At 59.6% G+C, this 24,301-nt stretch carries 17 protein-coding genes; 11 read left to right on the top strand and 6 right to left on the bottom strand.

The window, feature by feature from the left end; all coding sequences use genetic code 11:
* The first annotated feature begins 94 nt into the window (after positions 1–94).
* Positions 95–961 (top strand): helix-turn-helix domain-containing protein, encoded by an 867-nt coding sequence (locus tag ACMGG9_RS19790; protein WP_033644684.1) that lies wholly within the window; start codon positions 95–97, stop codon positions 959–961.
* Here ACMGG9_RS19790 and ACMGG9_RS19785 read toward each other — a convergent pair.
* Both ACMGG9_RS19785 and ACMGG9_RS19780 read right to left on the bottom strand, forming a co-directional pair.
* Positions 885–1,937, bottom strand: a complete 1,053-nt coding sequence (locus ACMGG9_RS19785) for an XdhC family protein (protein ID WP_414161657.1) — start codon at positions 1,935–1,937, stop codon at positions 885–887. The genes ACMGG9_RS19790 and ACMGG9_RS19785 overlap by 77 nt on opposite strands.
* An 8-nt stretch (positions 1,938–1,945) precedes the next feature.
* Complete coding sequence (locus ACMGG9_RS19780; protein WP_047573692.1) at positions 1,946–2,530, bottom strand: NTP transferase domain-containing protein; 585 nt, start codon at positions 2,528–2,530, stop codon at positions 1,946–1,948.
* Positions 2,531–2,738: 208 nt separating this feature from the next.
* Here ACMGG9_RS19780 and ACMGG9_RS19775 point away from each other — a divergent pair, with 208 nt between their 5' ends.
* Genes ACMGG9_RS19775 through ACMGG9_RS19765 form a run of 3 tightly spaced genes read left to right on the top strand, consistent with a single transcriptional unit; the run spans position 2,739 to position 7,311 of the window.
* Positions 2,739–5,528 carry a xanthine dehydrogenase family protein molybdopterin-binding subunit gene (locus tag ACMGG9_RS19775; RefSeq protein WP_414161656.1) on the top strand — a complete coding sequence of 930 codons (2,790 nt, stop codon included), beginning with the start codon at positions 2,739–2,741 and terminating at the stop codon, positions 5,526–5,528.
* Positions 5,525–6,079, top strand: coding sequence for a (2Fe-2S)-binding protein (locus tag ACMGG9_RS19770; protein ID WP_015379038.1), 555 nt, complete (start codon positions 5,525–5,527; stop codon positions 6,077–6,079). The genes ACMGG9_RS19775 and ACMGG9_RS19770 overlap by 4 nt, the downstream gene beginning before the upstream one ends.
* Positions 6,076–7,311: a c-type cytochrome gene (locus ACMGG9_RS19765; RefSeq protein ID WP_414161655.1), complete on the top strand. Its 1,236-nt coding sequence runs from the start codon at positions 6,076–6,078 to the stop codon at positions 7,309–7,311. The genes ACMGG9_RS19770 and ACMGG9_RS19765 overlap by 4 nt, the downstream gene beginning before the upstream one ends.
* A 63-nt stretch (positions 7,312–7,374) precedes the next feature.
* On the opposite strand, the gene ACMGG9_RS19760 is transcribed toward ACMGG9_RS19765, so the two are convergent.
* Entirely contained in the window at positions 7,375–8,751 is a 1,377-nt protein-coding gene (locus ACMGG9_RS19760; protein ID WP_004937488.1) for an amino acid permease, read from the bottom strand.
* Positions 8,752–9,382: 631 nt separating this feature from the next.
* On the opposite strand from ACMGG9_RS19760, the gene pdhR reads away from it, so the two are divergent.
* The 6 genes from pdhR (at position 9,383) to yacL (ending at position 20,145) form a co-directional block, all read left to right on the top strand.
* Positions 9,383–10,147: a pyruvate dehydrogenase complex transcriptional repressor PdhR gene (gene pdhR / locus ACMGG9_RS19755; protein ID WP_004937490.1), complete on the top strand. Its 765-nt coding sequence runs from the start codon at positions 9,383–9,385 to the stop codon at positions 10,145–10,147.
* 165 nt (positions 10,148–10,312) lie between these two features.
* On the top strand, positions 10,313–12,976 hold the full coding sequence (gene aceE / locus ACMGG9_RS19750) for a pyruvate dehydrogenase (acetyl-transferring), homodimeric type (RefSeq protein WP_033632104.1): 2,664 nt from the start codon (positions 10,313–10,315) through the stop codon (positions 12,974–12,976).
* 13 nt (positions 12,977–12,989) lie between these two features.
* Positions 12,990–14,873 carry a pyruvate dehydrogenase complex dihydrolipoyllysine-residue acetyltransferase gene (aceF, locus tag ACMGG9_RS19745; RefSeq protein WP_414161654.1) on the top strand — a complete coding sequence of 628 codons (1,884 nt, stop codon included), beginning with the start codon at positions 12,990–12,992 and terminating at the stop codon, positions 14,871–14,873.
* Positions 14,874–15,106: 233 nt separating this feature from the next.
* Positions 15,107–16,531: a dihydrolipoyl dehydrogenase gene (gene lpdA / locus ACMGG9_RS19740; protein ID WP_033644926.1), complete on the top strand. Its 1,425-nt coding sequence runs from the start codon at positions 15,107–15,109 to the stop codon at positions 16,529–16,531.
* A gap of 514 nt (positions 16,532–17,045) precedes the next feature.
* The gene (acnB, locus tag ACMGG9_RS19735; protein ID WP_208060559.1) at positions 17,046–19,643 is read left to right on the top strand and encodes a bifunctional aconitate hydratase 2/2-methylisocitrate dehydratase; all 2,598 of its coding nucleotides are present in this window, start codon (positions 17,046–17,048) and stop codon (positions 19,641–19,643) included.
* Between the two features lie 139 nt (positions 19,644–19,782).
* The gene (gene yacL, locus ACMGG9_RS19730) at positions 19,783–20,145 is read left to right on the top strand and encodes a protein YacL (protein WP_004937507.1); all 363 of its coding nucleotides are present in this window, start codon (positions 19,783–19,785) and stop codon (positions 20,143–20,145) included.
* Positions 20,146–20,177: 32 nt separating this feature from the next.
* Here yacL and speD read toward each other — a convergent pair whose 3' ends face one another.
* From speD to ACMGG9_RS19715, 3 genes are all read right to left on the bottom strand, one after another.
* Complete coding sequence (gene speD, locus ACMGG9_RS19725; protein WP_004937510.1) at positions 20,178–20,972, bottom strand: adenosylmethionine decarboxylase; 795 nt, start codon at positions 20,970–20,972, stop codon at positions 20,178–20,180.
* Between the two features lie 27 nt (positions 20,973–20,999).
* Positions 21,000–21,863 (bottom strand): polyamine aminopropyltransferase, encoded by an 864-nt coding sequence (speE, locus tag ACMGG9_RS19720; RefSeq protein ID WP_033651332.1) that lies wholly within the window; start codon positions 21,861–21,863, stop codon positions 21,000–21,002.
* 124 nt (positions 21,864–21,987) lie between these two features.
* Positions 21,988–22,335 carry a YacC family pilotin-like protein gene (locus ACMGG9_RS19715; protein ID WP_033644927.1) on the bottom strand — a complete coding sequence of 116 codons (348 nt, stop codon included), beginning with the start codon at positions 22,333–22,335 and terminating at the stop codon, positions 21,988–21,990.
* 219 nt (positions 22,336–22,554) lie between these two features.
* Here ACMGG9_RS19715 and cueO point away from each other — a divergent pair, with 219 nt between their 5' ends.
* Positions 22,555–24,231 carry a multicopper oxidase CueO gene (gene cueO, locus ACMGG9_RS19710; RefSeq protein ID WP_033651333.1) on the top strand — a complete coding sequence of 559 codons (1,677 nt, stop codon included), beginning with the start codon at positions 22,555–22,557 and terminating at the stop codon, positions 24,229–24,231.
* Positions 24,232–24,301: the final 70 nt, after the last annotated feature.

The raw sequence follows: 24,301 nt of genomic DNA, 5'->3' as shown, positions 1-24,301 counted from the left end.
CTTGCTGGACGGCGAGTTTTAACCTGTATACCCTACGCGGATAGCACTAAAATTCGACTAATGGAATATCGGTAACATAAGGTTCGGCAAGCACATGGGTACGCAGGAAAGTCACATCAGGGAATTGCTGGTCTGGATTGAAGACAACCTGACCAATCCGCTGTCGTTGGATATCGTTTCCGCCAAGTCAGGCTATACGAAATGGTACCTGCAGCGCATGTTCAAGAAGCAGACCGGATTATCGTTAGCCTCCTACATCCGCGCTCGTCGCCTCTACCTCGCCGCCTTCGCCTTGCGCTTCACGCAGAAGAGCATTCTGGACATTTCGGTTGAATATCAATTCGATAATCAGCAGACGTTCTCGCGCTGTTTCAAGAAACACTTCGCCGAGTCGCCCAGCGTTTATCGTCATGCCCGCAAACAGGACTTCAGCAATCTGGTGCGTTCACTCGCGGCCAGCCAGCCCGGCGATATTGAGGTTGAACGCGTCAGCATCGCCAGAGGGCAATACGCTTTTCACGGCAAGCAGTACGCTTACCACCTGGACATAGAGAGGTTGGATAAGTCGCATCTGCCGCAGCGCAGCGCGCTGCGGGCGCAGTTTTACACCTTGTTGGGCGAGCGCCCGACGCAAACCTATTCGTTTACCCAACTGGTGCCGGACGGCGAGCGGGTCAGGGTCGACTATACCCTGGGCGTGACGACGGACTATCCGCTGCGTGAAGGCGTGGCGCTGGAGCCGCTGCCGGAGATCCACGGCGAGTTTTGCCGTTTTCGCTATTCCGGCAAGCCGGTGGCGCTCAATGATCACATCATTAAAATTTACACGCAGGTGCTGCCCGAAATGGGGCTGGCCCGCGGTGACGGGCCGGACATGACGGTGTTCAGCTATTCGCTGAGCGGGAAAGAGGAGCTGCATCTGGAGCTGCAGCATCTGGTGCCGGTGGTGCCGCTGCACTGATCCCGTCGGCGGCCGGCCGCCGGTTTTTCTGCTGCACGATCGCCGCCATCACCGCCAGGGCGATCTCCGCCGGCGTTTTGCTGCCCAGCGGCAGGCCGATCGGCGCATGGATGCGTTCCAACTCCTGCGGCGTGAATTCGGCAATCTGCTGCAACCGCTGGCGCCGCCGCGCGCTGTTTCTCAGCGATCCCATGGCGCCGATGTAAAACGCCGGAGTGTGGATCGCTTCCATCAACGTCAGATCGTCCATACGCGGATCGTGGGTCAGCGCCACGACGGCGGTATTGGCGTGGCAACCGCCGTCCTCAATGAACTTGGCCGGAAACTGGCGCAGCAGCGTTACACCCGGTTTTAACTCGGCGGCGAAGTTATCCAGCGCCTCCGGGCGATTCTCGCAAACCAGCACCTCAAACCCCAGCGCCACGGCGAAATCGGCGCAGTACAGCGCCACGCTGGACAGCCCGGCGATCAGCAGGCGCGGTGCGGCCGCGATATGCAGGGTAATCTGTTCGAGCCGGCGTTCCACCTGGGTGGCGCTGGTGAAATGACTCTGCTCGAGGCTGTGGCAGGCGTGGGGCAGCGTCAGGCGTTTGATCAGCGCGTGATGCCCTTCCAGCGCGCCGGCGATGCGTCCCAGGTAAGCGACGCTGGCTTCTCCCGCCGGCAGATACTCGATCAGCACGTCCAGCACGCCGCCGCACGGCAGCGCCACGTTGGGCGTCATACCGCCTTCGCCGTAACGGATCACCTGGCTGGCCGCCTGATACTCCCCGGCGGCTACGCGGCGCAGAAAGTCCTCCTCCACGCACCCGCCCGACAACGAACCGCTGTAGCGGCCGTCGCGGGTCGCCGCCATCAGCGCGCCCGGCGAGCGCGGCGAAGAACCATAGGTGCTGAGGACGGTGCATAACCAGACCGGCTGGTGTTGCAGCCAGCTTATCGCCTGGCTGACCACGGTGACATCAAGATGTTGCATAGGTGAATTTACTCGCTGGCCGGAAGTTGCGATGGAAGATCAATATCCTGCACGACGCCGGGGTGTTCAAGTGGCAACAGGTGCACCGCTGCGCCTTGCAACAGCCCACGGGCGCCATTATCGCCGCGCAGTTGGCAAAGTTGTTTGCGCAATAGGGCGGAAAAGCCGACCGGGTGACCGGGCTGTTGCGCATAGCTGGGGCGTACGATCGCGTGTTGCCGTAAGGCGCTCGCCACCTGCCGGAAAACGTCGGCGCCGACGAACGGCATATCGGCCAGATGGATCAGCCAGCCTTGCCAGTGCGGCGTGGCCGCAACGCCTGCGGCGATCGAGTCGCCGAGGCCCGCGCTGGCGAGCAGGGTAACCGGCACCTGATTGGCGGCGCAGGCTGCCAGCACCGGCAGATTATCCGGACGGGTCACCACCTGCACCGGCAGCTCGGAAGCCAGCGCCTGGCGCAGGGTGTGTTCGAACAGCGAACGCCGCTCGCCCGCCGCATCGGCAAACCCGGCGTTCAGTTTGTTGCCCTGGCCGCCGGCCCGAATAAAGCGCTCCCCGCGTCCGGCGGCGGTAATAATGATGCCCGTGATCATGGTTCAAGCCCGCGTTTGCGCAAATTATTTATTAGCGTACAAACCTTATGTGTTTTGCAAATGTTTTTTTGTTGAAAACAGCCTGTTAATCATCACATAATTTTAGTTATAAGCATATGCTTATGACGTCTACGGCAAGGTCGTCAGCGTTTGCGCAACAACACCGCGAACAAAAACCAATTACAAGAAAGACGTGAAGGACTTATTTATGAGCAATTTCAACCCGTCGCGGCGTCGCTTTATCAAAAGCGCCGTGATTGCGGGGGTATCCGTGTACCTCGCGCCCCTGTACAGCCGCGCCTACGCCGCGCTGTTCGAGCAAAAAATCCTCCAGTCGCCCAATTGGGATCCGCAGGCCAAGCGCGTGCGTTTCCGTATCGACGGCCGCGCCAAGGTCATGGGGCAGAAGGTGTTCGCGCGCGACATCCGCGCGGTGGACATGCCGCACTGGCCGCAGAAACAGGCGCACGCCTTCATTCTGCGCGTGACCAAGGCCGACCGGTTGTTCGAAGGGGTCGATCTGTCGCTGTTGGGGGACGATCTGCAGCCGGATCGCCTGGTGACGGCGGAAGATCTGGCGCGCGACGGCCTGGCCTTTCCGGCGTTCTACGGTGATGACATGCTGCTGCCGAGCGGCAAAACTCCGGCCTACCTCGGCCAGGCGGTGGCGATCCTGATCTATCACGACTTCGCCCGTTTCCGCTTCGCCAAGGACAAGCTGAAATTCCGCGAAGAAACCATCAAATACGGCGCGGTGACCGGCCCGCTCGAGCGCGATCCCTGGGGCAGCTTCCGCTATGTGCGGGTGGGGGGAGAACAGCCGTTCGACGACGATCGCTTCTCCAGCCTGAAGGACACGCCGATCTTCCCGGTGTCGATGAAAAAACACCTGCCGGTGTGGCCGGAAGGGCGCGAGGGCGGCAAGCTGGATCAGGAAGGCATGCGCTATGCAGGGATGATCGCCGACGAGTTGGCGAATCCGCCGGCCGACTGGTTGGTAATGTCGCGCCGCTACACCACGCAGTCGATCGACACCTCGGCGCTGGAGCCGGACAACGCCAACGGCTGGTTCGACGCGCAGACGCAAACCCTGCATCTGGTGGTGCCGACTCAGTCGCCGCAGGAAGTGGCCGACGAGATGCCGCGCATGCTGGCCAAGCGCAATCCGCCGGTGAAACAGCTGATCCTGCACCCGTGCTACACCGTGGGCTACGGCTCGAAAGACCACTACAACTTCCCGTATTACGGCGCGGTGGCGGCGATGTATGGCGACGGCCACCCGGTGCGCCTGGCCAACGATCGCTTCGAACAGTTCCAGACGGCGTTGAAGCGCCACGCGTTCGACATGAACTACCGCATCGCGGTGAATAAGCAGACCGGCGTCATGCAGTCGTTCCTCGGTGACATGACCGCGGACGGCGGCGGCCGCAGCAACTTTACCCCTTCGGTGGTGATGGTCGGCGCAACCGCCGCCCAGTCGATTTACTACTTCCCGAAAAGCGATCTGTCGTCGGTCGGGCTGGCTTCACGCGCTATCGACGCCGGTTCGGCGCGCGGTTACGGCACGCTGCAGAGCATGGCCGCCACCGAGATGATGGTGGATGAGTTGGCCGCCGAGCTGAAGATTGACCCGATCGAGTTCCGCCTGCGCAACGTGCTGAAATCCGGCATGAAAAACACCCAGGGGGCGATCCCGGCCGGTGCGATCCGCGCCGATGAAGTGCTGGAAAAGGCGGCGAAGCATGAGATATGGCTCAAGCGCGCCGAACGCAAGGCCGAGTTTGAGAGCCGCCATCCCGGCAAGCGCTATGGCGTCGGCTTCGGCTGCGTGCAGAAAGACTTCGGCACCGGGGCGGAAACCTCGTTCGCCCGGGTGGAGCTGAGCGAAGACGGCCGCATCACCCTGCATCACAGCGGCGCGGAGATGGGCACCGGCATGTCGACCTCGCAGTCGGTATTGTGCGCGCAGTGGCTGGGCAAACCGGCCGACGAAGCGCACTTCTCGGTCACCGACTGGTCGGTATTGCCGATGGTCACCAGCGGCGATCCTTACCTGATGTCGCAGGAAGAGCAGGATAAGCTGCAAACCAACCCCAACTGGACGCCGAGCTACTGTTCGCCGTCGAGCGCCAGCAACTCGGCCTATTACTTCTCGCACAGCACCCGCGAAGCGGCGCGCCTGATCTTCGATCACGGCCTGTGGCCCGCGGCGATGGCGCTGTGGCAGGCCGGTATCGGCGGCGGCCAGGCGGCGCCGCTGGTGGTGCGGCGCGAAGATGCGCGTTGGGTCGAAGGCGGCCTGACGGCGGCGGGCATGTCGGTGCTGAGCCTCGAGCGGCTGGCCAAGACGGCTTATCAGATGGGCGGCGTCACCGGCGCGGCGGTGCATGTGTTCAACCGCTGGCAGTGGGCGGAGGCCGATTTCACGTTGAACGGCAAAAGCGAACGCCTGCCGGTCGACGGCATGGCGCTGCGCAACGCCGGCGGCGAATTCAAACCGTTGGCGCGCGGGCAGGTCTACTACCCGCCGACCCAGCGCAACAATGCGGCGGTGACCTACTACAGCGCCGTCGGCACGCTGGCGGAAGTGGCGGTGGATATCGCCACCGGCCAGGTGGAGTTGCTGAATCACCACTCGATCATGGAGTGTGGCAACCTGATCGTGCCGGAACTGGTTTCCGGCCAACTGCAGGGCGGGCTGGCGATGGGCATCGGCCATGCGCTGCACGAATATTTACCGCTGTACGAAGACGGCCCGGGCAACGGCACCTGGAACTTCAACCGTTACCACCTGCCGCGCGCCAGCGACGTGGCGGTATGGAAACAGAGCGGCGACATCCTGCCGGCGCTGTCGGAAACCGATCCGCCGAAAGGCATGGCGGAAGTGGTGATGATCCCGATCGTGGCCGCGCTGGTCAACGCCATTGCCGACGCCACCGGCCACCGTTTCCGTGATTTGCCCGTTCGTGCAGAAAATATTCGTGAGGTATTACAATGAGCATTAAAACCCAGCCGATTTCCCTGACCATCAACGAGAAACAGTATGGCCCGATCGAGGTGCCGGAAGGCTTGATGATGATCGATTTCCTGCACGAGTATCTCGATTTGACCGGTTCGCGCCTCGGCTGCGGGCAGGGCATTTGCCACGCCTGCGTGGCTATTGTCGATCACCCGAGCGGCACCAGCGAAGAGGTGCGCACCTGCATCACCGGCGCGCATTTCTTCAACGGCAAGAAAGTGCGCACCGTCGAAGGCCACGCCAGGGTGGACGAACAGGGGGAGGTGGTTGAGCTGTCGCCGATCCAGCAGGCGTTTCTGGAGCACTACAGCTTCCAGTGCGGCTACTGCACGCCGGGCTTCGTCAACGCCGCCACCATCTTCGTGGAAAAGCTCAAGCGTGAACCGATCGCCCGCGATCAGCTGGAGAACGCCATCGAGCAGGCGCTGGACAGCCACATCTGCCGCTGCACCGGCTACGTGCGCTACTACGAAGCGGTGCGCGACGTGGTGCTGAAAACGCCGGGCCTGCTGAAGGAGACGGCGCAATGAAAAAACGTCTCGCAGTGTTGATTGTGCTGGTGGCGATCGTGGTGATTGCGCTGTTGTGGTGGCGGGAAAACCGCCGTTACGACGGCCCGGTGCAGCAGGTGACCGCCAGCGCCGAACAGATCGCGCGCGGCCGCTATCTGGCGCAGGCCGCCGACTGCGCCGCCTGCCATACCGCCAGCGGCGGGGCGCCGTTGGCCGGCGGCTATCCGCTGGACACGCCGTTCGGCACGATTTACGGCAGCAACCTGACGCCGTCGGCCGACCACGGCATCGGGCGCTGGAGCAAGGACGACTTCTTCCTGGCGCTGACGCAGGGCGTGGCGCCGGGCGGGCGGCATCTGTACCCGGCGATGCCTTACACCTCGTACAAGGGCATTTCGCGTCAGGACGCCGATGACATCTACGCTTACCTGATGACGCGCCCGGCGGTGGACGTGGCCATTCCGGCCAACGAGATGCCGTTCCCGTTCAACCAGCGCATGGCGCTGATCGGCTGGAATCTGCTGTTCCGCAGCCAGGATCCGCTGCCGGCCAGTTCGCAGGGCAGCTCGCCGCAATGGCAGCGCGGCCGCTATCTGGCCGACGTGCTGGGCCACTGTGGCGAATGCCACACGCCGCGCGGCGCGCTGGGGCAGATGGATCTCGGCAAGCCAATGCAGGGCGGCGATCTCGGCCGCTTCATGGCGCCGGACATTACGCCGCACGGCCTGGCGCAGCGCGGCTGGACGCCGCAGGACGTCAGCCGCTTCCTCGGCACCGGCCTCGCGCCGCAGGGTTCGGCCTTCAGTGAGATGCATATGGTGGTGGATCTCAGCACCCGTCATTTGACGCCGGAAGACCATCAGGCGCTGGCGCTGTATCTGATGGGCGAGCAGCCGCCGACGGCAGTGCCGGTGAAAATGGGGCAGGGCAGCGATGCCGGGCGCATGACCTATCTGGATCAGTGCGCCGGCTGCCATGCGCGCGAAGGCGAAGGTAAACCGCACGTCGCACCGGCGATGCGCGATAACGCCACGCTGCGCCAGGCGGACGGCAAGAACCTGATCGTGTCGGTGCTGGACGGCCTGCCGGCCCAGCAGTTCCCGAACGGTGAAAGCATGCAGAGCATGCCGGGCTTCGGCGAGCGTCTGAGCGATGCCGACGTGGCGGAACTGGTAAACTACCTGCGGGTGACCTGGGGCGGTTTGCCGGCGGACGTCACCGCCGAGCAGGTGAAAGCGCTGCGCAAGTAAGCGGCGTTCAGACGAAAAAAATGGCCCGCATCTGCGGGCCATTTTATTGCGCGGTCACGGGATTCAACGGCTGGTGACGCCGTCGACACGTTGGCTGCGCTGTTTGATGGCGTAACCGACGGCCAGGATCGCCACCCATACCGGGATCAGCAGCACCGAGATTTGAATGCCCGGCGTCAGGTACATGATCACCAGGATGCCGGCCATGAACAGCAGGCACAGGTAGTTGCTGAACGGGTACCAGAACGCTTTGAACTTCGGCACCACGCCTTCGCGGTTTTTGGCGGCGCGGAATTTCAGGTGCGCCAGGCTGATCATCGCCCAGTTGATCACCAGCGCCGATACCACTAACGCCATCAGCAGTTCGAAGGCGCGGCCCGGGATCAGGTAGTTAATCAGCACGCACAGCGCGGTGGCGAGGGCGGAAATGCCGATGGCCACCACCGGCACGCCGCGGCCGTCGACCTTCAGCAGGCTTTTCGGGCCGTTGCCCTGCTGCGCCAAGCCGTAAAGCATGCGGCTGTTGCAGTAGACGCAGCTGTTGTAGACCGACAGCGCGGCGGTGAGCACCACGATGTTCAGCACGGTCGCCACCAGGTTGCTGTTCAGCGCGTGGAAGATCAGCACGAACGGGCTGCCGCCTTCAACCACTTTGCCCCACGGGTACAGCGACAGCAGAATGGCCAGTGAACCGATATAGAAGATCAGGATGCGGTAGATCACCTGATTGGTGGCTTTCGGAATGCTTTTTTGCGGGTTGTCGGCTTCGGCGGCGGTGATGCCGACCAGCTCGAGGCCGCCGAAGGAGAACATGATCACCGCCATCGCCATCACCAGGCCCATGACGCCGTTCGGGAAGAACCCGCCCTGCGCCCACAGGTTGGTGACGGTGGCTTCCGGGCCGCCCATGCCGCTGAACAGCAGGTAGGCGCCGAACACGATCATGCCGATAATCGCCACCACTTTGATGATGGCGAACCAGAACTCCATCTCGCCGTAAACTTTCACGTTGGCCAGGTTGATGGCGTTGATCGCCAGGAAGAATACCGCGGCGGAAACCCAGGTGGGGATCTCCGGCCACCAGTACTGTACGTAGATGCCGACCGCCGTCAGCTCCGCCATCGCCACCAGGACATACAGCACCCAGTAGTTCCAGCCGGAGGCGAAGCCGGCGAAATTGCCCCAGTATTTGTAGGCGAAGTGGCTGAAGGAACCGGCGACCGGCTCTTCCACCACCATTTCCCCCAGCTGGCGCATGATCAGAAACGCGATGAAGCCGCCGATGGCGTAGCCGAGAAGCACTGACGGGCCGGCCATTTTTATTGTTTGAGCGATACCGAGAAATAACCCGGTGCCGATTGCGCCACCTAAGGCGATGAGCTGAATATGGCGGTTTTTCAGGCCGCGCTTCAGCTGGTCACCATGCTGTTGACCATCCATCAATCTAACCCTCTGTCGTTGTGAATGCCCACCTGCCTGTAAAGCAGTGGTTACGATGTGTGTTTTGTTTTATTTACGGCGTTATAGCTATTAATTCCACGGCGCCGCTACCGTTTGGCAGAGAATAATGTTATGCGCGTCGGTTTGCACCTGCTTTGTCGTGTGAGTGATTAATATTGCAGCAGTTTAGGAAACAAAATGCGGGTTGTGTGACGGCAGGGGGGATTCAGTGCATGAAATAAGCAACAAATCACATAATGCGCAAAAATAACGTAGATCTGAACGGTAGGCCGCGTTCAAATAATGAACGAACCGCCGTTGCGCTGCTCGCCAAATAGCCATTCATTAAAGCGTAATAACCATGCAATAAAACTCGGGCAAAAAGTTTGCACTCTGCCTTGCGTAAGGTTTGGTAAAAGTTAAATCCCAAACCCGCCGCGTAAATGGTAATACCATCACGGCGTTACCGGTTTGCAGCGGGGTTTTCAGCTGGGTGTTAAAATGTGCGGGTAACCTGATTTCGATCAAGGCCCGTATGGACAGGAGGTGAATACTTTGTTACTTTACCGTCACGTTTTTGAAATTGGTATTACCAATTGACTCCGCGCCATTCGCAGAGAAGAATTCACTCATGGCCTACAGCAAAATCCGCCAACCCAAGTTGTCAGATGTTATCGAGCAACAGCTCGAATACCTGATCCTCGAGGGGACACTGCGCCCAGGCGAAAAACTGCCTCCGGAGCGCGAGCTGGCGAAACAATTTGATGTCTCCCGTCCTTCTCTGAGAGAGGCCATTCAGCGCCTTGAAGCGAAAGGGCTGCTCCTGCGCCGTCAGGGCGGCGGCACCTTCGTGCAAACTAATCTGTGGCAGAGCTTCAGCGATCCGCTGGCCGAGCTGCTGGCCGACCATCCCGAATCACAGTTCGATCTGCTGGAAACCCGTCACGCGCTGGAAGGCATTGCCGCCTATTACGCGGCGCTGCGCGGCACCGATGAAGATCTGGCGCGCATCCGCGATTGCCACATCGTGATTCAACAGGCTCAAGACAGCGGCGATCTCGACGCCGAAGCCGATGCGGTCATGCAGTATCAAATCGCCGTGACTGAAGCCGCTCACAACGTTGTGTTACTTCACCTGCTACGCTGCATGGGGCCGATGCTGGAACAGAACGTGCGTCAGAACTTTGAATTGCTCTACTCGCGCCGTGAGATGTTGGCAAAAGTGAGCAGCCACCGCGCCGGAATTTTTGAGGCGATTGTGGCACGCGAGCCGGAAAAGGCCCGTGAAGCCTCGCATCGCCACTTGGCGTTTATCGAGGAAATCTTGCTGGATCTCAGCCGGGAGCATACTCGGCGCGAGAGATCGCTGCGGCGTCTCCAGCAACGCAAGGATTAAGAGCTGTCCTCTTCAGGGTACACCAGCCTGCGGGGGTTAAGTTCGAGGTACTTAGTTAAGTACTTAAGCGGCAACTAAACTGATGGGCCTGTCTTCGTGTGTTTTTTCACAGAGCACAGGAAGACAGGCTCCAAACAAACCATTAGACAGATAAGGAATACCACCATGTCAGAACGTTTAAACAATGACGTGGATCCGATCGAAACCCGCGACTGGCTGCAGGCGATCGAATCGGTCATCCGTGAAGAGGGTGTTGAGCGAGCTCAGTTTCTGATTGATCAGGTATTGGGAGAAGCCCGTAAAGGCGGCGTTAACGTTGCGGCCGGTGCTGCAGCGCACAACTACGTCAACACCATCGCGGTAGAAGACGAACCGGCTTACCCAGGCAACCTGGATCTGGAACGCCGCATTCGCTCTGCGATCCGTTGGAACGCGATCATGACCGTTCTGCGCGCATCCAAGAAAGACCTGGAGCTGGGCGGCCACATGGCTTCCTTCCAGTCTTCCGCGACCTTCTATGAAGTCTGCTTTAACCACTTCTTCCGCGCACGCAACGAGAAAGACGGCGGCGACCTGGTCTACTTCCAGGGCCACATCTCTCCGGGCGTTTACGCGCGCGCCTTCCTTGAAGGCCGCCTGACCGAAGAACAGATGAACAACTTCCGTCAGGAAGTGCACGGCAACGGCCTGTCCTCTTACCCGCATCCTAAGCTGATGCCGGAATTCTGGCAGTTCCCGACCGTATCCATGGGCCTGGGCCCAATCAGCGCCATCTATCAGGCGAAGTTCCTGAAATACCTGGAACACCGCGGCCTGAAAGACACCTCTGAGCAGACCGTTTACGCCTTCCTGGGCGACGGTGAGATGGATGAGCCGGAATCCAAAGGCGCCATCACCATCGCCACCCGCGAGAAGCTGGACAACCTGGTGTTCGTCATCAACTGCAACCTGCAGCGCCTGGACGGCCCGGTCACCGGTAACGGCAAGATCATCAACGAACTGGAAGGCATCTTCTCCGGCGCAGGCTGGCAGGTGCTGAAAGTGATCTGGGGCGGCCGTTGGGACGAGCTGCTGCGCAAAGACACCAGCGGTAAACTGGTTCAGCTGATGAACGAGACCCTGGACGGCGACTACCAGACCTTCAAATCCAAAGACGGCGCTTACGTGCGCGAGCACTTCTTCGGCCGTTACCCGGAAACCGCGGCGCTGGTCAAAGACATGACCGACGACGAAATCTGGGCGCTGAACCGTGGTGGTCACGATCCGAAGAAAATCTTCGCTGCACTGAAAAAAGCGCAGGACACCAAAGGCAAACCGACCGTTATCCTGGCTCACACCATCAAAGGTTACGGCATGGGTGAAACCGCGGAAGGTAAAAACATCGCTCACCAGGTGAAAAAAATGAACATGGAAGGGGTTCACCACTTCCGCGATCGTTTCAACGTGCCGGTTGCCGATGCTGACATCGAAAAACTGCCGTACATCACCTTCGAGAAAGATTCCGAAGAGTACAAATACCTGCACGAACGTCGCCAGGCTCTGAAAGGCTATGTGCCTACCCGTCTGCCGGAGTTCACCCAGAAGCTGGAAATGCCGGCGCTGGAAGATTTCAGCTCGCTGCTGGAAGAGCAGAACAAAGAGATCTCCACCACTATCGCTTTCGTGCGTGCCCTGAACGTGATGCTGAAGAACAAGTCGATCAAAGATCGCCTGGTGCCAATCATCGCCGACGAAGCGCGTACCTTCGGTATGGAAGGTCTGTTCCGTCAGATCGGTATCTACAGCCCGAACGGCCAGCAGTACACCCCGCAGGACCGTGAGCAGGTTGCTTACTACAAAGAAGACGAGAAAGGCCAAATCCTGCAGGAAGGCATCAACGAACTGGGCGCAGCCTCTTCCTGGCTGGCCGCAGCGACGTCCTACAGCACCAACGATCTGCCGATGATTCCGTTCTACATCTACTACTCGATGTTCGGTTTCCAACGTATCGGCGACCTGTGCTGGGCAGCGGGCGACCAACAGGCGCGCGGCTTCCTGATCGGCGGGACCTCGGGCCGTACTACCCTGAACGGCGAAGGTCTGCAGCACGAAGATGGCCACAGCCACATTCAGTCTCTGACCATCCCTAACTGCATCTCTTACGATCCGGCTTACGCGTACGAAGTGGCGGTGATCATGCACGACGGTCTGGTGCGCATGTATGGCGACAACCCGGAAAACGTGTACTACTACCTGACCACGCTGAACGAAAACTACCACATGCCTGCGATGCCGCAGGGTGCGGAAGAAGGTATCCGCAAGGGTATCTACAAGCTGGAAACGCTGGAAGGCAGCAAAGGCAAGGTGCAGCTGCTGGGCTCCGGCGCCATCCTGCGCCACGTGCGCGAAGCTGCGCAGATCCTGGCGAAGGACTACGGCGTGGGTTCCGACACCTACAGCGTGACCTCGTTCACCGAACTGGCGCGCGACGGCCAGGATTGCGAGCGTTGGAACATGCTGCACCCAACCGAAGCGCCACGCGTGCCTTACATCGCTCAGGTGATGAACGACGCGCCGGCGGTAGCCTCTACCGACTACATGAAACTGTTCGCCGAACAGGTTCGTACTTATGTGCCGGCCAGCGATTATCGCGTACTGGGCACCGACGGCTTCGGTCGTTCGGACAGCCGCGAAAACCTGCGTCACCACTTCGAAGTCGATGCGTCCTACGTGGTGGTTGCTGCTCTGGGTGAACTGGCTAAACGCGGTGAGATCGAAGCTTCCGTGGTTGCTGATGCAATCAAGAAATTCGACATCAACCCGGAAAAAGTTAACCCGCGTCTGGCCTAAGAGGTACTGAATAATGTCTATCGAAATCAACGTACCGGACATCGGTGCAGATGAAGTCGAAATCACCGAGATTCTGGTGAAGGTCGGCGATAAAGTTGAAGCGGAACAATCGCTGATCACCGTGGAAGGCGACAAGGCTTCCATGGAAGTGCCCTCCCCGCAGGCGGGCGTGGTGAAAGAGATCAAAGTGGCGGTCGGCGATAAAACCGAAACCGGCAAACTGATCATGATCTTCGAAGCGGCAGGCGCAGCGGAAGCTGCACCGGCGGCGAAAGCGGAAGAAAAACCGGCGGCAGCAGCAGCTGCCCCGGCTGCCGCTGCGGCCAAAGACGTTGCCGTGCCGGATATCGGCGCCGACGAAGTCGAAGTGACCGAGATCCTGGTGAAAGTGGGCGACAAGGTGGAAGCCGAGCAGTCCCTGATCACTGTGGAAGGCGACAAGGCTTCCATGGAAGTCCCTGCGCCGTTCGCGGGCACCGTGAAAGAGATCAAGATCGCGACCGGCGACAAAGTGAAAACCGGTTCCCTGATCATGCTGTTCGAAGTGGCCGGCGCCGCTTCCGCTGCGGCCCCGGCTGCGGCGCAAGCACCGGCTGCCGCCGCAGCGCCTGCGGCCTCGGCGGCTAAAGACGTCGCCGTGCCGGATATCGGCGGTGACGAAGTCGAAGTGACCGAGGTGATGGTCAAGGTGGGCGACAAGGTTGCCGCCGAGCAGTCTCTGATCACCGTGGAAGGCGACAAGGCCTCCATGGAAGTGCCAGCGCCGTTCGCGGGCACCGTGAAAGAGATCAAGATCGCGACCGGCGACAAAGTGAAAACCGGCTCCCTGATCATGGTGTTCGAAGTGGAAGGCGCTGCGCCTGCCGCTGCCGCCGCTCCAGCCGCTAAAGCGGACGCTGCGCCGGCGCCGGCCGCCGCTAAAGCCGCCGCTCCGGCTGCGAAAGCTGAAGACAAAGGCGAGTTCGCCGAGAACGCGGCCTACGTGCACGCGACTCCGGTCATTCGTCGTCTGGCGCGTGAATTCGGCGTTAACCTGGCGAAAGTGAAAGGCACCGGTCGTAAAGGCCGCATCCTGCGCGAAGACGTTCAGGCTTACGTGAAAGACGCGGTGAAACGCGCTGAAGCGGCCCCGGCTGCTGCCGGCGGCGGTCTGCCAGGCATGCTGCCATGGCCGAAAGTGGACTTCAGCAAGTTCGGCGAGATCGAAGAAGTCGAAATGGGCCGCATCCAGAAGATCTCTGGCGCGAACCTGAGCCGCAACTGGGTGATGATCCCGCACGTGACTCACTTCGACAAAACCGACATCACCGATCTGGAAGCGTTCCGCAAGCAGCAGAACGAAGAGGCGGCCAAGCGCAAGCTGGACGTGAAGTTCACGCCTGTCGTGTTCATCATGAAAGCCGTCGCTGCCGCTCTGGAGCAGATGCCGCGCTTCAACAGCTCGCTGTCCGAAGATGGCCAGAAGCTGACGCTGAAGAAATACATCAACATCGGCGTGGCGGTAGATACCCCGAACGGCCTGGTGGTTCCGGTGTTCAAGGACGTGAACAAGAAGAGCATCACCGAGCTGTCTCGCGAGCTGATGACCATCTCCAAGAAAGCGCGCGACGGCAAGCTGACCGCGGGCGAGATGCAGGGCGGCTGCTTCACCATCTCCAGCCTGGGCGGCATCGGGACGACTCACTTCGCGCCGATCGTCAACGCGCCGGAAGTGGCTATCCTGGGTGTCTCCAAGTCTGCGATGGAGCCGGTCTGGAACGGTAAAGAGTTCATGCCGCGCCTGATGATGCCGATGTCGCTGTCCTTCGACCACCGCGTTATCGACGGTGCCGATGGTGCGCGCTTCATCACCATCATCAACAACATGTTGTCCGACATTCGCCGTCTGGTGATGTAATGCAAAAGGGGCGCAGCATGCTGCGCCCCTGACGATTCTGTAGCAGTTTTGTCGGATTTTGCATAACTCGACAAAATTGTTGAGACACGGGTCACTCGAACACGCTTTGCAGATTATTAACAATTCTGTAAACTGCTCGCGGTGTAAGCGTCCCGGTGGATGAAGGGCGTTATGAGATCGATTAGCAATAAAAATGACGTCTGACCCGCCGGACAATCAATTAAGAGGTCATGATGAGTACTGAAATTAAAACTCAGGTCGTGGTACTTGGGGCGGGCCCGGCAGGTTACTCTGCAGCCTTTCGTTGCGCTGACTTAGGTCTTGAAACCGTTCTGGTTGAACGTTATTCCACTCTGGGCGGGGTTTGCCTGAACGTGGGATGTATCCCTTCCAAAGCACTGCTGCACGTTGCCAAAGTGATCGAAGAAGCCAAAGCGCTGGCCGAACACGGCATCGTTTTCGGCGAGCCGAAAACCGACATCGACAAAGTGCGCGTCTGGAAAGAAAAAGTCATCACTCAGCTGACCGGCGGTCTGGCTGGCATGGCGAAAGGCCGTAAAGTGAAAGTGGTCAACGGCCTGGGCAAGTTCACCGGCGCTAACACCCTGGTTGTTGAAGGCGAAAACGGCCCAACCACCATCAACTTCGACAACGCCATCATCGCTGCAGGTTCTCGTCCGATCCAACTGCCATTCATTCCTCATGAAGATCCACGCGTGTGGGATTCTACCGATGCGCTGGCGCTGAAAACCGTCCCAGAGCGTCTGCTGGTTATGGGCGGCGGCATCATCGGCCTGGAAATGGGCACCGTATACCATGCGCTGGGTTCACAGATCGACGTCGTTGAAATGTTCGATCAGGTTATCCCGGCGGCAGATAAAGACGTGGTGAAAGTCTTCACCAAACGTATCAGCAAGCAGTTCAACCTGATGCTGGAAACCAAAGTGACCGCGGTAGAAGCCAAAGAAGACGGCATTTACGTCACGATGGAAGGTAAAAAAGCGCCGGCAGAGCCACAGCGTTACGACGCGGTGCTGGTGGCGATCGGCCGCGTGCCGAACGGCAAACTGCTGGATGCCGGCAAAGCCGGTGTTGAAGTTGACGAGCGTGGCTTCATCAACGTCGACAAACAGCTGCGCACCAACGTGCCGCACATCTTCGCCATCGGCGACATCGTCGGTCAGCCGATGCTGGCGCACAAAGGCGTGCACGAAGGCCACGTCGCCGCAGAAGTTATCGCCGGCATGAAGCACTACTTCGATCCGAAAGTGATCCCATCCATCGCTTACACCGAGCCGGAAGTGGCGTGGGTGGGTCTGACCGAGAAAGAAGCGAAAGAGAAAGGCATCAGCTACGAAACCTCCACCTTCCCGTGGGCGGCTTCCGGCCGTGCGATCGCTTCCGACTGTGCAGACGGCATGACCAAACTGATCTTCGACAAAGAAACTCACCGCATCATCGGTGGCGCGATTGTCGGCACCAACGGCGGCGAGCTGCTGGGTGAAATCGGTCTGGCTATCGAGATGGGCTGCGACGCGGAAGACATCGCGCTGACCATCCACGCTCACCCGACCCTGCACGAATCCGTGGGTCTGGCGGCGGAAATCTACGAAGGCAGCATCACCGACCTGCCTAACCCGAAAGCCAAGAAGAAGTAATTCTGCTGGTTTGACCGGTTAACAAGCGGCTCCTGAGAAGGGGCCGTTTTTTTTTGCTCAGATGCAGAACGCGGTTTTTTGTGGCCGCTGCGCCAAATTCCGATCCTCATGCTTATATCCATTTTAATTATGTGGATATAATGCCCTGTTTGTCCGGCAGCCGATTACGCTGCGCTCAACGATTCAGCAAAGATTTAATGTTGCTTTTATGTGAACGAATTAACAACCGTTTCAAATCCTGATATGCTGGCTGAGCGGAACCGGGCACTGTACCTTACAGTCCAGGACATCGACAGCAGTGCCCCGTCAGGATAGATGGCATCAATATCGCCGTGCGCTCTACCCATCAGTCTTTCATGCTGTAACGCTGTTTGACCGTGCTTGTTTGCCCCAATCACCGTTTCGGGGCCTTTACGGGCCGATCGCCTAGCCACAGAGTGAAACCCAAAGGGTATAAACCCGGTTTGCATATACGCCAGGCACAATAAATGACAATGAGAGCGAGGAGAACGTCGTGCTAGAAGAATACCGTAAGCACGTAGCCGAGCGTGCTGCTGAGGGCATCGCCCCTAAGCCGCTAGACGCCACCCAAATGGCCGCGCTGGTCGAACTACTGAAGAATCCGCCAAAAGGCGAAGAAGAATTCCTGTTAGACCTGCTGATTAACCGTGTTCCACCGGGCGTCGACGAAGCCGCCTACGTCAAAGCAGGTTTCCTGGCGGCCATCGCCAAAGGTGAAGCGACATCCCCCCTGGTTACCCCCGAGAAAGCCATTGAACTGTTAGGCACCATGCAGGGCGGCTATAACATTCATCCGCTGATCGAAGCCCTGGACGACGAAAAGCTGGCGCCGATCGCCGCCAAAGCGCTGTCCCACACGCTGCTGATGTTCGACAACTTCTACGATGTGGAAGAGAAGGCGAAAGCCGGCAACGCGCACGCCAAGCAGATCATGCAGTCCTGGGCCGATGCCGAATGGTACCTGTCGCGCCCGGAGCTGGCGGAAAAGATCACCGTCACCGTGTTCAAAGTGACCGGCGAAACCAACACCGATGACCTGTCTCCGGCGCCGGACGCCTGGTCGCGCCCGGATATCCCGCTGCACGCGCTGGCGATGCTGAAAAACGAACGTGAAGGCATCGTGCCGGATCAGCCGGGCAGCGTCGGCCCGATCAAACAGATCGAGCTGCTGAACAAGAAAGGCTTCCCGCTGGCCTACGTCGGCGACGTGGTCGGCACCGGTTCCTCCCGTAAATCCGCCACCAACTCGGTGCTGTGGTTCATGGGCGACGACATCCCGCACGTGCCGAACAAGCGCGGCGGTGGCGTGGTGCTGGGCGGCAAGATTGCGCCTATCTTCTTCAACACCATGGAAGATGCCGGCGCCTTGCCGATCGAAGTGGACGTGTCCGAGCTGAACATGGGCGACGTGATCGACGTTTACCCGTACAAAGGTGAAGTGCGCAACCACGAAACCGGCGCGCTGATCGCCAACTTCGAGCTGAAAACCGACGTGCTGCTGGATGAAGTGCGCGCCGGCGGCCGTATCCCGCTGATCATCGGCCGCGGCCTGACCACCAAGGCGCGCGAAGCGCTGGGTCTGCCGCACAGCGACGTGTTCCGCATCGCCAAACCGGTAGCCGCCAGCAACAAAGGCTTCTCGCTGGCGCAGAAAATGGTCGGCCGCGCCTGCGGCGTCGCCGGCATTCGCCCTGGCGAATACTGCGAGCCGAAGATGACCTCCGTCGGCTCTCAGGACACCACCGGCCCGATGACCCGCGATGAGCTGAAAGACCTGGCCTGCCTCGGCTTCTCCGCCGATCTCGTCATGCAGTCGTTCTGCCACACCGCCGCGTACCCGAAACCGGTCGACGTGACCACGCACCACACGCTGCCTGACTTCATCATGAACCGCGGCGGCGTCTCGCTGCGCCCGGGCGACGGCGTGATCCACTCCTGGCTGAACCGCATGCTGCTGCCTGACACCGTCGGCACCGGCGGCGATTCCCACACCCGCTTCCCGATCGGCATCTCCTTCCCGGCCGGTTCCGGCCTGGTGGCGTTTGCCGCCGCGACCGGCGTGATGCCGCTGGATATGCCTGAGTCGGTGCTGGTGCGCTTCAAAGGCAAAATGCAGCCGGGCATCACCCTGCGCGATCTGGTGCACGCCATCCCTTACTACGCGATCCAGCAGGGTCTGCTGACCGTCGAGAAGAAGGGCAAGAAAAACATCTTCTCCGGCCGCATTCTGGAGATCGAAGGCCTGCCGGATCTGAAGGTCGAGCAGGCGTTTGAGCTGACCGATGCGTCCGCCGAACGTTCCGCCGCCGGTTGTACCATCAAGCTGGACAAGGCGCCGATTGAAGAGTACCTGAACTCCAACATCGTGCTGCTGAAGTGGATGATCTCCGAAGGCTACGGCGATCGCCGTACGCTGGAGCGCCGTATTCAGGGCATGGAAAAATGGCTGGCGGATCCGCAACTGCTGGAAGGCGATGCGGATGCGGAATACGCAGCGGTGATCGACATCGATCTGAACGAGATCAAAGAGCCGATCCTGTGTGCGCCGAACGATCCTGACGATGCGCGCCTGCTGTCTGACGTGGCCAACAGCAAAATCGATGAAGTGTTCATCGGTTCTTGCATGACCAACATCGGCCATTTCCGCGCGGCGGGCAAGCTGCTGGATCAGCACAAGGGCCAGCTGCCGACTCGTCTGTGGGTGGCGCCGCCAACCAAGATGGATGCGGCTCAGCTGACCGAAGAAGGCTACTACAGCGTCTTCGGCAAGAGCGGCGCGCGTATCGAGATCCCGGGCTGCTCGCTGTGCATGGGCAACCAGGCGCGCGTGGCGGACGGCGCGACGGTGGTTTCCACCTCAACCCGTAACTTCCCGAACCGTCTGGGCACCGGCGCCAACGTCTATCTGGCGTCTGCCGAACTGGCCGCGGTAGCGTCCCTGCTGGGCCGCCTGCCGACGCCGGACGAGTACCAGACCTATATGGCGCAGGTCGATAAGACGGCGGCGGATACCTACCGCTACCTGAACTTTGACCAGCTGGGCCAGTACACCGAAAAAGCCGACGGCGTGATCTTCCAAACCGCCGTGTAAGCCGCTATATTGCGCAACTGTTTAACGGGAGGCCTTGGCCTCCCGTTTTATTTTGCTCAGTTGCCAACTTTGCGAGCGCTCACTGAGTTAGTCCGCCATTTATGTTTACACTAAGAAAAAGGGCTCAGGAGGGCATGCTATGGATTACGAATTTCTGCGTGACGTCACCGGTCAGGTGATCGTCAGATTTTCGATGGGGCATGAAGCGATTGGCCACTGGATCAATGAAGAAGTCAAAGGCGATTTCAACCTGCTGGACCGCATTGAAGCCGGCGCGGCCGAGGTCAAAGGCAGCGAGCGCCAATGGCAGCTGGAAGGCCATGAATATACGCTGCTGATGGATGGTGAAGAAGTGATGATCCGCGCCAATCAGCTGGAGTTCGAGGGCGACGAAATGGAAGAGGGGATGAACTACTACGACGAAGAAAGCCTCTCATTCTGCGGCGTTGAGGATTTCCTGCTGGTGTTGAAGGCCTATCGTTCTTTCATGCTGAAGTACTAAGCATCAGGGCGCGGCGCGCCGCGCCCTTTCCATCACAGATGCGGAATATTGCGGCCGTAATAGATTTCCTGCATCTCTTTCCATAACAGATCGGTGATCTGCTTGCGTTCGGCTGCGCTCAACGCCTCCGGCTCCGCGTTAAACAGGTAGTGCTTCAGATCGAAATCCTTCAGCAACATCTTGGTATGGAAGATATTTTCCTGGTAAACGTTCACGTCCATCATGTGGTACAGCGCCTTGATGTCTTCCGACATAAAGTTCTGGATCGAATTGATCTCATGATCGATGTAATGTTTCACGCCGTTCACGTCGCGGGTAAAACCGCGCACGCGATAGTCCATGGTGACGATGTCGGATTCCAGCTGGTGAATTAAGTAGTTCAGCGCCTTGAGGGGCGAAATGACGCCGCAGGTCGAGACCTCGATATCGGCGCGGAAGGTGCACAGCCCGCCTTCCGGATGGCTTTCCGGGTAGGTGTGCACGCAGATATGGCTCTTGTCCAGGTGCGCGACGACCGTATTCGGTAGCGGACCGGGGTGTTCCGACGTATCGACGTCTTTCGGATCGATCGGCTCTTCGCTGACCAGGATGGTGACGCTGGCGCCCTGCGGCTCGTAGTCCTGACGCGCGATGTTCAGAATATTGGCGCCGATGATCGAGCAGGTTTCGCTCAGGATCTCGGTCAGCCGGTTGGCGTTATATTGTTCGTCTATGTAGGCGATATAGCCATCGCGATCGTCCGCGGTTTTGGCGTAACAAATATCGTAAATACAAAAACTCAGGCTCTTGGTCAGGTTGTTGAAGCCGTGCAGTTTTAGCTTATGCAATTTGGGCCACCTCCTTTATCTTCTCGCTTAACGTGTTACGTTCAGGGCATTGAGCAAATATTGCGGCAGGGCAAAGCTGCCGACGTGAATTGCCGGGTTGTAATAACGGCAGTGTAGGCCGCTTTGGTTAAAGCGCTGTTGCAGGGTAGGCAGATCGCGCTGGCGCAGCGCCGGGTTCTGGCTCGCCCAGGCGAAGGTCATGATGCCGCCGTAATAGGTCGGGATCGCCGCCTGATAGAAGCTGACGTCGGTAAAGTAGCGGCTCAGTTTGGCGTGGCTGTTGACCGCCTCGTCCTGCTGCAGGAAACAGACCCCGTTTTGCGCAACGAAAATGCCGCCCTCATTCAGGCAGCGGGCGCAGCCTTCATAAAACGCCGAGGTGAACAGGCTTTCGCCGGGGCCGATCGGATCGGTGCAGTCGGAGATGATCACATCGAACGTTTCGTCGGTTTGATTCACGAAGTTGACGCCGTCGTCGATCACCAGCTTGAAGCGCGGATCGTCATAGGCGCCGGCGCTGTGGTTGGGCAGGTACTGGCGGCAGAACTCGACGACGCCGGCGTCGATTTCGACCATGGTGATCTGCTCAACGCCAGGATGCCGGCTGACTTCGCGCAGCATGCCGCCGTCGCCGCCGCCGATGATCAGCACTTTCTTCGCCTGGCCGTGCGCCAACAGCGGCACGTGGGTCAGCATTTCGTGATAGATGAACTCGTCACGCTCGGTGGTTTGCACCACGCCGTCGAGCGCCATCACGCGCCCCAGCACCGGGTTCTCGAAGATCACCAGATCCTGATGATCGGTCTTCTCGCGGTATAGCACCTTCTCTACCGAAAAGTACTGGCCGAAGCCCGTATGCAGCGTTTCGTACCAAATTTCTTTCTGGGTCATGTGCGGGAAACTCCGTAATAACAGCCATGAAAAATCGGCGCAACATCATAGCTAACTCTGCCTGGCGATGCACGGTTGAATTTCAGACAGAGAGAGCGGAAGGGCGGACGGGCGAGGGGGAAGATTAATTGGCGTAGGCCAGCAGGCTCAGGGAGTCGCGCGCCAGCGATTTGCACTTCTTGGGCGTTGGAATGGCGATGCCGCTCAGATCGCGATAGCTGTCTTCGCCCAGCGCCTTCATGTTAAAGCTGTTGTAGTTGCTCAAATCCCAGCGGTTTTGTTGCGCGAAATAGACGATGGCGCGCTTGATTTGCGCATTTGGCAAATCGTTGTAGCCGCAATCATTTTTCAAATAAATAAATACCGCCGTCAGATCGGCCAGATCTTCCGCCTCGGATTCATTCAGCGCCAGACTGGCGTTGGAGAAGCCCAGCATCGCCAGCAACAGCATCGTTAACGTTGTTTTTTTCATCATGAAATAGGCCTGTTTGTCGTCTGCAGACGTTACCACACTTGTCTGTAAAGGCACCAAATTTTATTGCTGACGGGCGCTGCCATAGCGCTCACCCACGGCGCGCTCTTGATTGTGAGGCATAGCTTAAAATACCGCCAGGAAAGGCTTGACCTTCCGGCAGGGGGAAGGTTTAGGCTGGCTGCGTTGAGTTATGTCACTGAGAAAAGGGAGTCAGCGATGTTACGCCGTGATTTTATTAAATTGACCGCTGCATTGGGCGCCGCGAGCGCATTGCCGTTATGGAGCCGGGCCGCCTTAGCGGCCGAGCGGCCGGCTCTGCCGGTGCCCCCGTTGTTAACGCCCGACGCGCAGGGAAAGATTGCGCTGGCGCTGCAGGCGGGGGAAACCCGCTGGTTGCCCGGCGCCGCCACCAAAACCTGGGGATTCAACGGCGCGCTGCTCGGGCCGGCGGTGAAGCTGCAGCGGGGTCAGCCGGTGACGGTCGATATCAAAAACAGCCTGGCGGAAGCCAGTACCGTCCACTGGCACGGCCTGGAAATCCCCGGCGACGTCGATGGCGGCCCGCAGGCGTTGATCCATCCCGGCGCAACGCGCACGGTGAATTTCACCGTCGATCAACCGGCGGCCACCTGCTGGTTCCACCCGCATACGCACGGTAAAACCGGCAGCCAGGTGATGATGGGGCTGGCGGGGCTGGTGCTGCTGGAAGACGAAGAGAGCGCCAAACTGCCGCTGCCGAAAACCTGGGGGCAGGATGATATTCCGGTGATCCTGCAGGATAAGCGGCTGGGCAAAGACGCGCAGATCGAATACCGCCTGGACGTGATGAGCGCGGCGGTGGGCTGGTTTGGCGATCGCATGTTCACCAACGGCGCGCAGTATCCGCAACATCTGGCGCCGCGCGGCTGGCTGCGCCTGCGTTTCCTCAACGGTTGCAACGCCCGCTCGCTGAATCTGGCGGCCAGTGACAACCGCCCGCTGTACGTCATCGCCAGCGACGGCGGTTTCCTGGCGGAGCCGGTGAAGCTGACCGAGCTGCCGATGCTGATGGGCGAGCGCTTTGAAGTGCTGGTCGATGCCTCCGACGGGAAAGCGTTCGACATCATGACGTTGCCGGTGAAACAGATGGGCATGACGCTGGCGCCGTTCGATCGGCCGCTGCCGGTGTTGCGCATTCAGCCGTCGTTGGCGCAGGGCATCAAAACCATGCCGGACAGCCTGGTGAAGCTGCCGACATTGCCTGCCACCGCCGGCATCCAGGAGCGTTGGCTGCAGCTGATGATGGATCCGCAGCTGGATATGCTCGGCATGCAGGCGCTGATGGATCGTTATGGTCATCAGGCGATGGCCGGAATGAGCATGAATCATGGCGCGACGGGCGCTGGAGACATGAAAGGCATGGATCACGGTAACATGAAGGGCATGGAGAAGGGCGGCATGCAGGGCATGGACCACGGCGACATGAGCAGCATGAAAGGCATGGATCATGGCAAGATGGCCGGGATGGATCATGGCGGCGCGCAGGGCAACGCTAAACCGTTCGACTTCAGCCATGGCAACATGATCAACGGCAAGGCCTTCGACATGAACAAACCGATGTTTGCCGCCAAACGGGGCCAGTATGAAAAATGGACCATTTCCGGCGAGGGCGACATGATGCTGCACCCGTTCCACATTCACGGCACCCAGTTCCGGATCCTGTCGGAGAACGGCAAACCGCCGGCGGCGCATCGCAGCGGCTGGAAGGACACAGTGCGCGTCGAAGGGTGGCGCAGCGAAGTGCTGGTGCGCTTCGATCATCCGGCAAGCAGCGAACATGCGTATATGGCCCACTGCCACCTGCTGGAGCATGAAGATACCGGCATGATGATGGGCTTTACCGTCGCCGATTGATCGCGGCCTATCGCTCAGGTGGCGGTGCGCTCGCGTCGCCACCGGCGAAAGGCTATGCTAAACTCTGCGC

Origin of the sequence: Serratia sp. BNK-10 (assembly GCF_047456065.1) — a bacterium.
GTDB classification, from domain to species: domain Bacteria; phylum Pseudomonadota; class Gammaproteobacteria; order Enterobacterales; family Enterobacteriaceae; genus Serratia; species Serratia ureilytica.
The sequence above is the reverse complement of the archived record's forward strand: the minus strand, read 5'-3'. Positions and strand labels throughout refer to the sequence as shown.